The organism is Streptomyces sp. NWU339 (genome assembly GCF_003143855.1).
Lineage (GTDB): Bacteria > Actinomycetota > Actinomycetes > Streptomycetales > Streptomycetaceae > Streptomyces.
In genome coordinates this window covers 1-10515 of sequence record NZ_QFRK01000100.1, presented here as the reverse complement: position 1 = coordinate 10515, position 10515 = coordinate 1, and the positions used below count along the sequence as shown (strand labels likewise).

12 protein-coding genes and 2 pseudogenes are annotated in these 10515 nt (G+C 68.5%); 7 read left to right on the top strand and 7 right to left on the bottom strand.

All coding sequences use genetic code 11. The features are described 5' to 3' along the window. The 3 genes from DIZ27_RS42750 to DIZ27_RS42740 form a co-directional block, all read left to right on the top strand. Positions 1-198, top strand: a 198-nt coding sequence (locus DIZ27_RS42750) for a helix-turn-helix domain-containing protein (RefSeq protein WP_146229125.1), incomplete at its 5' end; no start/stop codon positions are given. A 460-nt stretch (positions 199-658) separates the two neighbouring features. Continuing rightward, complete coding sequence (locus DIZ27_RS42745; RefSeq protein WP_109383681.1) at positions 659-1915, top strand: IS256 family transposase; 1257 nt, start codon at positions 659-661, stop codon at positions 1913-1915. Positions 1916-1947: 32 nt separating this feature from the next. After that, positions 1948-2748 (top strand): alpha/beta fold hydrolase, encoded by an 801-nt coding sequence (locus DIZ27_RS42740; RefSeq protein ID WP_109383683.1) that lies wholly within the window; start codon positions 1948-1950, stop codon positions 2746-2748. 71 nt (positions 2749-2819) lie between these two features. Here the strand turns inward: DIZ27_RS42740 and DIZ27_RS48190 are convergent, their stop codons facing one another. The 6 genes from DIZ27_RS48190 to DIZ27_RS42710 form a co-directional block, all read right to left on the bottom strand. Further along, a complete protein-coding gene (locus tag DIZ27_RS48190; protein WP_258308870.1) occupies positions 2820-2975 on the bottom strand; it encodes a hypothetical protein in 156 nt (51 codons plus the stop codon). Between the two features lie 227 nt (positions 2976-3202). Next, positions 3203-3475, bottom strand: coding sequence for a hypothetical protein (locus DIZ27_RS42730; protein WP_109383680.1), 273 nt, complete (start codon positions 3473-3475; stop codon positions 3203-3205). Next, the gene (locus DIZ27_RS42725; RefSeq protein WP_109383679.1) at positions 3475-3708 is read right to left on the bottom strand and encodes a hypothetical protein; all 234 of its coding nucleotides are present in this window, start codon (positions 3706-3708) and stop codon (positions 3475-3477) included. Before DIZ27_RS42725 ends, DIZ27_RS42730 begins: the two co-directional genes overlap by 1 nt. A gap of 571 nt (positions 3709-4279) precedes the next feature. Then, complete coding sequence (locus DIZ27_RS42720) at positions 4280-4729, bottom strand: PTS glucose transporter subunit IIA (protein ID WP_109383678.1); 450 nt, start codon at positions 4727-4729, stop codon at positions 4280-4282. A 183-nt stretch (positions 4730-4912) separates the two neighbouring features. Beyond that, the gene (locus DIZ27_RS42715; RefSeq protein ID WP_146229124.1) at positions 4913-5188 is read right to left on the bottom strand and encodes a hypothetical protein; all 276 of its coding nucleotides are present in this window, start codon (positions 5186-5188) and stop codon (positions 4913-4915) included. A 40-nt stretch (positions 5189-5228) separates the two neighbouring features. Further along, positions 5229-6452: an ISAs1 family transposase gene (locus tag DIZ27_RS42710; RefSeq protein WP_109383676.1), complete on the bottom strand. Its 1224-nt coding sequence runs from the start codon at positions 6450-6452 to the stop codon at positions 5229-5231. 313 nt (positions 6453-6765) lie between these two features. On the opposite strand from DIZ27_RS42710, the gene DIZ27_RS42705 reads away from it, so the two are divergent. The 3 genes and pseudogenes from DIZ27_RS42705 to DIZ27_RS42690 form a co-directional block, all read left to right on the top strand. Continuing rightward, a complete protein-coding gene (locus DIZ27_RS42705) occupies positions 6766-7341 on the top strand; it encodes a hypothetical protein (protein WP_109383675.1) in 576 nt (191 codons plus the stop codon). 396 nt (positions 7342-7737) lie between these two features. Beyond that, positions 7738-8667, top strand: coding sequence for a transposase family protein (locus DIZ27_RS42695; protein ID WP_181383985.1), 930 nt, complete (start codon positions 7738-7740; stop codon positions 8665-8667). Positions 8668-8763: 96 nt separating this feature from the next. Next, positions 8764-8850, top strand: a pseudogene (locus DIZ27_RS42690) (nicotinamidase); the annotation flags it as partial. A gap of 334 nt (positions 8851-9184) precedes the next feature. Here DIZ27_RS42690 and DIZ27_RS42685 read toward each other — a convergent pair. After that, entirely contained in the window at positions 9185-10327 is a 1143-nt protein-coding gene (locus DIZ27_RS42685; protein ID WP_109383674.1) for a glycosyltransferase family 2 protein, read from the bottom strand. 60 nt (positions 10328-10387) lie between these two features. Here DIZ27_RS42685 and DIZ27_RS48185 point away from each other — a divergent pair. After that, positions 10388-10515 (top strand): annotated as a pseudogene (locus DIZ27_RS48185) (IS5/IS1182 family transposase); the annotation flags it as partial.

The following is a 10515-nucleotide window of genomic DNA, read 5'->3' as shown; positions in this document are numbered from 1 at the left end:
ATGCTGGCCCAGACCCTGAAGACCCTCGAACGAGACGGTCTCGTCCACCGACACGCCCAAGCCACCATCCCCGCGCGCGTGGACTACAGCCTGACCGACCGCGGCCACGAGCTGAGCGCGCTACTCGTTCCCCTCGCCACCTGGGCCATCCAGAACGCAGACGACATCCTCAGCGGGCAGGACTCCACACCGGCCTGACCCGGCCCCGCAGATCCTCGCGAGTAGCGGGGGCCTCGTGGCGCCCCCATTGACGACGGCCGGTGCAGGGGCTTGCCAGGCCGCTTACGACCCTTGGCGGTGGGTCAGCCACCCTTTCGCGGGGAGCGTGTCCAGCGCCCGCTCTCAGCGGGGCACAGTGAGCGTTTTCCCGCCTGTCGCGCAAGCTGGGCAGTTGAGCTGACAGACGGGTGAAGCCCCTGGTAGATGGGTTTTCGACCGAGAAGAACCATCTCCACCAGAGGCTTCGTGCGCTTATGGACCCTTCCGGCGTCGACGTGTCCGGCTCTGCTCTGCGCTTCCTGTCCGCCAAGCTCGGGTCGAGCAATGCTCGGATGTCTGTGGATCACTCCTGGCGGAAGGAGGCGTACCTTCCCGATGGATCGATCGATAGGTCATCGAGCAAGGCCGACGTTGCCGCGCCGGCCGGGAAGGCACGCCCGTGCTTACGGTAGTCAACGAGGACGGCAGCACGCCAAGCGGCAGTTCGCTGCTGGATGAGATCGTCCGGGAAGGCGCACGGCGGATGCTGGCCGCCGCGCTGGAGGCCGAAGTCAACGCCTATATAGCCGAGTTGGCCGATGAGCGCGATGCCAAGGGGCGCCGCCTGGTGGTCCGCAACGGCTATCACCAGCCCCGCCGGGTCACCACCGCGGCCGGCTCGGTCGAGGTGAAGGCGCCGCGGGTGAACGACAAGCGCGTCGACGAGGCCACGGGCGAGCGCAAGCGGTTCTCCTCCGCGATCCTGCCGCCGTGGTGCCGCAAGTCCCCGAAGATCAGCGAGGTGCTGCCACTGCTCTACCTGCACGGCCTGTCCTCCGGCGACTTCGTGCCCGCACTCGAGCAGTTCCTCGGCTCCTCCGCCGGGCTCTCCCCGGCGACGGTCACCCGGCTGACCCAGCAGTGGCAGGCCGACCACGCCGCCTTCATGGACCGCGACCTCGCGGAGGTCGACTACGTGTACGTGTGGGCCGACGGCATCCACCTCAACGTCCGCCTGGAGGAGGCCAAAGCCTGCGTCCTGGTGCTCATCGGGGTCCGCGCCGACGGCTCCAAGGAACTGGTCGCGCTCAAGGACGGCTACCGCGAGTCGAGCGAGTCGTGGGCCGACCTGATGCGGGACTGCGCCCGCCGGGGCATGCGCGCCCCGGTGCTCGCGGTCGGGGACGGTGCCCTGGGCTTCTGGAAGGCGCTGGCCGAGGTGTTCCCCGAAACCCGCGAGCAGAGGTGCTGGGTTCACAAAACCGCAAACGTGCTCGACTCCCTGCCGAAGTCCGCGCAGCCAGGGGCGAAGAAGGCCATCCAGGACATCTACAGCGCCGAGGACAGGCAGCACGCCGAGGCGGCGATCAAAACGTTCGTGCAGCTCTACGGGGCGAAGTTCCCCAAGGCCGTCAAGAAGATCACCGACGACCAGGCCGAGCTACTGGCCTTCTATGACTTCCCCGCCGAACACTGGATCCATCTGCGGACGACCAACCCGATCGAGTCCACGTTCGCCACGGTCCGGCTGCGGACCAAGGTCACCCGCGGCGCCGGCTCCCGCACCGCCGCCCTGGCGATGGTCTTCAAGCTGGTCGAGTCCGCCCAGCAGCGGTGGCGGGCGGTGAACGCGCCCCACCTGGTCGCCCTCGTCCGGGCCGGCGCCCGCTTCGAACGCGGCCGGCTCGTCGAGCGGCCCGAGGCGGTTGCGGCGTGATCGAGGCCGGCCGATTCCCTGGGGGCTCCGACGTGGCATGGTCCGAACACGTGGTGGTGCGAGACGGCGTCCGGCTTGTCTGCCGGGACTGGGGCGGGCCGGGACAGCCCCTCGTGTTGCTGCACGGCCTGGCCGGTCACGCGGGTGAATGGGACGTGCTGGCACAACGCCTGAGCTCCCGGTATCGGGTCGTCGCGGTCGACCAGCGCGGGCACGGCGCCAGCGAGCGCCGCCCGCGGGACGTCTCCCGCGCCGCCTACGTCGCCGACGTCATCGCCGTTGTCGATCAGCTGGCGCTGCAGCGGCCCGCCCTGGTCGGCCAGTCGCTGGGCGGGCACACGGCCATGCTCACCGCCGCCGCGCATCCCGGGCTCGTCCGCGCGCTCGTGCTCGTCGAGGCCGGCCCCGGCGGCCCGAACCCGAACGGCCCCGTGGAGATCGGCGGATGGCTCGACTCGTGGCCGACACCGTTTCCCTCATGCGAAGCGGCAGCCGCGTTCCTCGGCGGCGGACCGGTCGGCACGGGCTGGGCGGCCGGGCTGGAGGAACGCGAGGGCGGATGGTGGCCTCGCTTCGACCGGGACATGATGGTCCGCTCGCTGGCGGAGAACGCCCAGCGTTCCTTCCGGCACGAGTGGGGGCAGGTCGCGTGCCCCACCCTGGTCGTCCTGGCCCAATCCAGTTTCATCCCTGCGCAGGAAGCCGACGAGATGCTCCGGCAGCGACCCGCCACCATGGCCATGAGCATCCCCGGCACCGGCCACGACCTGCACCTGGAGCAGCCCGAGATCCTGCACACCGTGCTCGCGGACTTCCTCGAGGGCCTCGCCTGAAACTCCTGCGCGGTCACAACGACACCAAAGTCAGACCCCGCACATAGCCACCGATCCACAGGTCTTGACAATTACTCCAGCACGCGGTCGGCCTGGTCCAGGACGTCAGACCACGCGCCGCCGTACGCGGCCAGGTCGACGCCGGTCAGCGGTGTCAGCCACAGGTCGGCGTGCGACTGGAGCCGTCCTTCGGGTGAGCGGTAGTCGACCACGGTGCCGCACGGCATCGTGCCGGTGTCCGGGTGGTCCGCGGTGCCGGGCCATCCGTCCAGGCCACGGTGTGCACCGGGCACAGGAACGCGAGCCAGGCCGCGCCGGTCCCGGAGTCCTGCGCCGGGCCTTCGCGGAGCACGGTGGCCTTGAACGGGCATTCCACCACCGTGCGGAGCCCTCCGAGCTCGCGGCGGCCGGAGAGCTCCTGGACGATCGACGGTACGGGTGGCTCCTTCGCGGGTCAGACCTCGAGGTATGCGACGACGACCACGGTGCGAAGCGCCGTGACCCAGTACAGCAGGCGTACGCGCTCGACTTCGTCGGCGTACTCGCGCAGCCGGGGGCCGTCGGTGTCGCCGGGGATCGGCTCGCCGACGTCGGGGTCGACGGAGACGACGACCAGGGCGCGGTCCAGGGCGTGGATCTCCGCCTCGCTGGTCAGGTTCTCCAGCTGCTTCGCGGCGGAGTCGGAGAACGCGATCCTTGCGCGGCGCGGGCCGTGCTGCGGGGCCATCAGGCGACGGCCGGGCGCTGGCGAGCGAGCCGAGCGAGGTGGGCCTCGCGCAGCTCCTCCCACGGAGTGCACTGCTCGGGGTCGGGCAGGCCGTTGGTGGCGATGTCCTCCAGCACGGCGGCGAACCGGTCGGCGTCGGCACGGGTCTTGGCCGCGTACGCGCGCAACCCGTCGGCGGCCGCGGGCTCCAGCTGCTGCCGGGCGGTGTCGGCGGGGGCCGGCTGTTCGCTCATCGAGGGCTCCAGAGGGCAGAACTGGCGGGTCTCACCACGGTATCGCCGGGCCACCGGGCCGGGGAGCACTCCGGAAGAACCCGGCCCGCGAGCACGCTCCGTACTGCTCCCGGGCGTGCGTGAGGTCAGATCCCGGCTGTCACGCTCCCCCGCTCGAAATCCAGCCTGGAAGCCCCTACGGGCACCGAGAAACGGACAAACGGGCACGCATTCGCGGCGATGTGACACCTGGCGTGACACTTTTCCGGGAGAGCGTGACACCCCTGTCACGCTCACTCTCTGTCAGCGTGACACGGCCTGGGATGTTCGGTGACATCGAATTTGGACCGTTTGCCGGTGAAGTTGAACGGCTCCTGCGTTCCTGCCATCGATGTGGGATCAAAGCGGTTGGGACAGAGTGGAGGTACTGGCATGCGAGACCGGTCCTCACTCATCCGCTCGATTTGCGGTGCCTGACCGGTGAGGTTGAGGCAGGACGACCGCCTCATCGTTCTCGTTGTCCGTCGGCGGGCTTCAGCGGTCCCGCCGACGACATCTGCTGTCCCGGTGCGAACCGATCGAGGTATTTGGCTCAGTTCCAGATGAAGAGTTCGCCGCCGGCGGTGACCCCGCCGGACTCTGCCACGGCGCTCAGCTGCTCCGCCGACGCGTCCAGGGCTACGACCGGGGAGATGGGCGACTTGCCGGCGGCTTCGACGGCAGCAGGGTTCCACTTAATGAGGCCCTGGCCGCGCCTGACCCTGTCGCCCTTGTGTACCAGCAGTTCGAAGCCCTCACCGTTCAGCTGGACGGTGTCGATCCCGAGGTGGGTGAGGACAGCGTGCCCCTCCTCGTCCACCACGACGAAGGCGTGGGGGTGCATGGCGACGACCCGGCCGTTGACGGGGGCCACGGCCTCGATCGGCTCACGCAGCGGGTCGATAGCGGTACCGGGACCGACCATCGCATTGGCGAACGTGGGATCAGGCACGCCGCGGAGCCCGACGGCACGACCTGCCAGCGGAGATGTCACGGTAGTCATCAGTGATGCCTTTCTGAGAGAGCCAGCGGACGAGGCCGGAATCCCGCCCGATGTCCTGCTCAACGATCGTGGTCACGCATGGTGACTCTGTTCGTGAAAGGCCCATCCGAGGCACACGTCATCAGCCCGCGCCCCTCGAGCTCCTGCTCGTAGCTAACCTCAGCGGCCCGGTTGTCGGGCGGGTCAGTCCCGGCTCACCAGCCCGTGCTGGGCGGCCGAGTTGATATCGAAGTACACGGGGCCTGTGGACATCTCGGGTTTCTTGACCACCTGGCACGAGTTCTTACGCGACACCTTCGCGTTGACCTGATAGGTGTCGAACACGAGCGCGCAGTACAGCTTGTGGCCATGCCCATCCGCATGCGCGGCCGTCGCGGTGGCGCTCATCGTTGCGGCGGTCGCCGCCAGAATCAGGGCAGCGGCGGTGGCCCGTTGGCGCGGCATACGGCTACTCAACACGTCTGTTCTCCTCAGCTCGGTCACCAGGCGTGATGCGTGCTCATCCCGTGAGACCGAGTTCGCATAGGGCGTCGGCGGGGTGGTTGCGGTAGTAGTCGTGGGCGGCGGCGTTGTTGGTCCATCCGGCGAGGTGGGCGAGGCTGATCGCCAGGCTGCGAAAGGTCGCCAGCGCGCGGGGCAGGCTGCCGGTGCGGGCCCGGCAGGCGTCCTCGCCGAAGGTCACGTCCCGGACGAAGTGCTGGGCCTCGATGGCCCATTGGTCGCGTACGCAGCGGGCGAGGGTGGCCGCGTCGGCGGTCTGGGTGGGGGCGGTAGTGATGCCGAGTTCGGCGTCCGCGTGGATCTTCCCGTCGCCGCGGCCTGTGGTGTACCGCTCCACGAGCAGGGCTCGGGTGGCGTGGGGGAAGTTCACCTGTCCTGGGGCCAGGGGCTGGACGCGGACGATGCGGATCTCGTGACGGCCGCTGTTGGTCTCCTCGGTGCGGACCACGGTGATGTGCGGGTTGGTGCGCTCGTCCCAGTCGAGCGCGTCGAGCCGGGCGAACAGGGTGGAGCGGTTCTCCTTGACCGGGAAGAGCCCGAAGGCGCCGCGGGAGTGCAGGTAGTGGGCGTGGTCGGCGACGGTGTGCAGGGCGTCGGCGGTGACGATCGCGCCGGTGATGTCGGCGATCAGGTCCAGGGCGGCGGTGAAGTGGAGGGTCTCGTGCGGCTTGTGGCGCATTTCGCGCTGGGCGAGCATCACGCCGGGATCGACCTGGTAGACGCCGAGCAGGTGCAGCTGCAGGCCCGCCTCGTCACGGGCGCTGCGGACCGTTTTGCCGTCGGCGGCCAGCTGCAGCACGGGCGGCTCGCCGGCGATGCTCGCGAGCGGGTCGGCCGCGTGGGCCTGCGCGAAGGCGCCGACGGCCGCATCCAGTGCGTCGGCGTCGACCCGGGCGAGCGTGCGGGTGAGGGTGGTGGCCACTGGCAGTCGGCCGGGGTCGCCGTCGGGGACCTCGAGGGAAGCCAGGATGCCGGCGCCTTGGCCGTTCGCCCAGCGGATCACCCCGCGCACCGAGCGGACCCCGCACAGCGTGGCGCAGGCGAGCAGGCCGAGCAGCATCGGCCAGGCGTGCGTGACCAGGTGCGGCGTGCGTGGGTCGGGTACCGCCCGGACCGCCTCCAGCAGCGACGGGAGTCGTTCTGGCGTGCACAACTCCCCACCGATGAGGTCGAGTTGCTCGGTGAGTTGGCGGGAGGCGGGCAGGGTCGGACAGGATGGCATGCGGGCGCGGCCTTCACGATCATGCTGAGTGGTATCAACGTGATCATGGACGGTCGCGCCCTTCGCCGTTCACCCGGCCCCTGTCCAAGACCCGAGCACGCATCACGCCTGCCCGACACGGTGTGGCAAGAGTTCCGGCCCTGTAAGCCGAGGCCGAGTTGCAGTGCACCCGCTCGGCTTGCAGTCTGGGGAAGGCACTTGACGCTCCTCACCGAAGTGTGGCTGAGGATCCCTGGCCGGTTGAGAGCAGTTCATCGCAAAGAATGAAAGCACTATCTCCTGGCCATTCGGAAAGAGGAAAAGGTGACAGAGGATGACCCAGAGTAAAACCGCAGTGTCCGAGGGAAAGCTGACCCCCATCGCCGACTCGGCGCTTGCTCGTACGGAGACGTTCCAGCTCATCGCACCCGACCCTCAGGCGCAGCCTCGCATCACCGCGCGGTCGGGGTTCTCCGCCAACAAGGTCGAGGCGTATCGAGGCTTCAGTCAGCAGAAGGGGTTCAGCATCACGGTGCGGGGGAGCGGCACGTGGGTCGAGGGGAGGATGACGGGCTCGATCACGACGTACGACTATCAGGCGCTTTACCAGATTTACGGTCTAGAGCGTAACCAGAGCGCCGGTATCTGGTGCTTCCAATGGAAGAACAACAGCCGGACTGACGAGCTTCGCAAGACGTTCGAACGGTCTGAACAGATGACGTTCAACTACGACATGAAGTTCCGGATCCAGGGGAACGACTTCGGCATCAACGAATTCGTTGTCGGCTTCACCACCCTGAGGATCGACATGGATGGGCAGACGAAGTTCTTCATCGTCCCCAACAACGCCAGTGCCGGGGCGCAGCTCCCCACCGGAGGCCAATACCCGGGCGGGTTCGAGCCCATTTAATACTCCGGGGTCAGGCGCTGTCGGGGTGAGGGCAGGGCTGGTGGGGTGTCGGGGGTGGTCTTCGCGGATCGTCCCTCTATCGTGTGCAGCCGCCGCTGGTAATGACACCGCCCTGGGCAGCCTCCGATGGTGATCGATGAGCATGCGGCCGAGGTCTGGGACCGTGAACTCGAAGAACTCTTCCTGCGCACCGGCCACCGTTTCGGGCGCGTCGAACCGCGTTGGCGGATGCGCGGCTACATCCGTGGCCTGCTCGGCCCGGTGGGCCGCAAGAACATCTGGCAGCTGGCCAAATACGTGGGCCACTCGACTCCCGATCGCCTGCAGCGCTTACGGCGTTGTGTACGACAGCGGTTTCGGCTGGTCGGGAACGTGAGGAGAGCCGTACGGGTTGGGATGGTTGTGAAGCGATCCTTGGCCCGTACGGCTCTCTCGCATCGTATCTGCACGGGYATCTCGAGGCGTCGACTYGGGGCGCTYATCGCCGAGTTGGCCAGCCCGTGGATGGCGCGGGAAGAGTCCCGGCTGGGCGAACGCCGAGGCCATGACCGTCTGCGCGCCGAGGGCGGCGGGCCCAGCCATCAACTGGTCTTCACCGACCGGGTGATCGYGACCCTGGTGATCCTGCGGTTCCAGCTTCCGCACGCCGCTCTCGCCGTCTTCTACGGCGTGGACCGCTCCACCGTCACGCGGGCCGTCCATGAGATTCGTCCGCTCTTGGCGGCGCGGGGCTTCGCGGTCCCCGGCGAGGCGGGACTGCGTCTGCACACGCTGGCCRATGTCTTTGCCTACGCCACCGCGAAGGGTGTTGAGCTGCGCCTGGACGGCACCGAGGTACGGGTCCGGCGTCCGAAGGCGGGCCGCCCCGGCCGGCGTGCGTTCGTGTCCGGCAAGATGCGGCAGAACACCAAGAAGGCCACCGTCATCACCGACGGGCAGGGCCGCACTCTGTGGACCGGCGCGGTCCGGCCGGGCCGTATGCATGATCAGACGGCGGTCAAGACCGAGGGGATCGAGGCCCTCTTCGAGCAATACCCGCAGGTCAAGGCCAAGGTGGATGCCGGATACCGGGGCCTGGCCAAACGGTTTCCCGACCAGGTCCAGGCGCCGCCGAAGAAGCCCGCCAAGGACGCGTCAGCCGCGGAGGTCACCGCCTGGGAGGMGGCCCGCAAGAAGCAGTCCTCGGAGCGGATATGCGTCGAGCACGCCAATGCCGAGCACAAGCAGTGGCGGCCCCTCCAGCGGTACCTCGGCCGCCGCGAGTACTACACCGAGACCCATCTGGCCATCGCCGGCCTCGTCTCCGACCGCACCGCAGAGCGGTAATCACCCATCAGCCAACCCGCCAGGCCAACACGCCCCAACCTCAGTCGCGCACGACACCGTTACTCAAAGGCTGGCGGCGGAATGGAGGGCAGTGGCATGGGACGCGCGCTGATCGCGGTAGCCGTGCAGAACGATTTCTGTGAGGACGGCAGTGTCCCCGTGGCCGGCGGGGGCGGGACCGCCACCCGGGTGTTGCTGGACCTGGCCGCCGGCGTCAGCCACAGCACCATCGACCAGGCTTGCGAAGAACTCCGGCAGACGGGCGCGCGCACGCAGCCCACGCACCGGACCTGTGGCGTCGGCAGCTTCTTTACGCGCCCTTCCCGCGGGCTTGCGGGAGGGGCGCTGTGTGCGATGAGCGCCTCGACGAGCCCTCCAGCGCCGGTGCGGTGTCGGTGCGGCGGGAATCCGAGCGGGTCGGCCGCTTCTCGCGTTTTGGTGGTCGCGTCGCCGGGGCATGCCTGATGGACGGGTGTGGTGGGGTGTGGCGAGGTCGGGTCGTTGTTCTCGGGCGGTTCTACGGATGGCCGGTTCGTGTCCGTCGCTGGAGCACGGCAAGGCTTCCGAGTGCGGCTGCGGTGGCTCCTGCCAGGGTGAGTGCCGTCTTGCGGGAGCGCGGCATGGGGGTCAGGGCCGGGCGGCAGCCGTGCCGGCCGGTCCAGGTGGTCAGGTGGCGGCCGAGCACCCATTCGCGAAACAGCCACCATGCGATCAGCGGCCCGGTGAGGGATTGCATGGCCACCCAGCCGGGCAGGCACTTGGCCGTTGTCCGCCATCCGAGTTGCCGGACGGCCACACCGACCGAGGCCATCATGATCACCGCCCAGAGTGGGCTCCACCAGGTCCGCAGTCCGCGTGCCACGCCGTGGCGGACGAGGTAGTGCGGCAGGCTGAGCAGAGCGATGCCGCCGATGACACCATCGAGGATCTGGGAACCCACGACGATAAGTGACGGTCCGTCGATGAGCGGGGCGCGATGCCTGCCCATGGTCTGGGCGAACCCGGCGGTCCAGCGGTGCATCTGGGACAGAAGCTCCGGAAGCGAGGTCGGTTCCTGGGTGTAGACGAAGGCGCCCGCGGTGAAGGCGACGGGGTGGGCACGTCGGTGGAGTGTCCAGGTGAGGTTGAAGTCTTCGGTGATGTTGTCGTTGGGGAAGCCGCCCACTGCGCGCAGGACGTCCATGCGGTGGCAGTTGGCCATGCCGCTGAGGACCATCTGCCGGCCGAGCGAGTCCTGCAGGGGGCGGACCCAGCCGTTGGCGATCGCGTGGTAGAACGTGCGGTACTGGCTGTAGATGGTGCTGGTGTCCTTCGGGCGTGCCGCTGTACAGGTTCCGACGGAGCCTTTGCGCAAGGTGGCCATCATCAGCTCCACCGCGTCGGGGCTTAAGGCGGCGTCTGCGTCAAGGGCGACGACGGCGTCGCTCGTGATACGGGGAAGTGCGAGGTTCTGAGCCGACGCCTTTGACCCGCCCCGTCCCTCAATGACGACGACGCCCATGCGGCGGGCGATCTCCGCAGTGCGGTCCGAGCAGTTGTCCGCAACCACAATGATCTGGTCGATCGGATATGTCTGTTCCTTGCAGGACCGGATGGTCTGTGACAGCGAGTCCCTTCCAACCTGACGGGTGGTTGGGCTGCGGGCCCCGGCGGCGGGCATGAAGAAAGCTCCTGGTAGACGGGTTCACGACCAAGATCACCGCATCCGCCAGGAGCTCGTGTGCTTGTCTACCCGTCTGCCATCGATCTGTCCAGCCGTACCCTGCGTCGCCTCTCCGGTCTGCTGGCAGGTCACCGACGCCGGATCGGTTCTCGCTGGCGCCGCCTGAGCTGCGGCCGGCAGGCTCT

Excerpts from the sequence above, each read along its gene's own strand:
- DIZ27_RS42720 (WP_109383678.1), bottom strand. The coding sequence starts at position 4,729 with ATGACTACCGTGACATCTCCGCTGGCAGGTCGTGCCGTCGGGCTCCGC.
- DIZ27_RS42725 (WP_109383679.1), bottom strand. The coding sequence starts at position 3,708 with ATGAGCGAACAGCCGGCCCCCGCCGACACCGCCCGGCAGCAGCTGGAG.
- DIZ27_RS48190 (WP_258308870.1), bottom strand. The coding sequence starts at position 2,975 with ATGCCGTGCGGCACCGTGGTCGACTACCGCTCACCCGAAGGACGGCTC.
- DIZ27_RS42710 (WP_109383676.1), bottom strand. The coding sequence starts at position 6,452 with ATGCCATCCTGTCCGACCCTGCCCGCCTCCCGCCAACTCACCGAGCAA.
- DIZ27_RS42730 (WP_109383680.1), bottom strand. The coding sequence starts at position 3,475 with ATGGCCCCGCAGCACGGCCCGCGCCGCGCAAGGATCGCGTTCTCCGAC.
- DIZ27_RS42685 (WP_109383674.1), bottom strand. The coding sequence starts at position 10,327 with ATGCCCGCCGCCGGGGCCCGCAGCCCAACCACCCGTCAGGTTGGAAGG.
- DIZ27_RS42705 (WP_109383675.1), top strand. The coding sequence starts at position 6,766 with ATGACCCAGAGTAAAACCGCAGTGTCCGAGGGAAAGCTGACCCCCATC.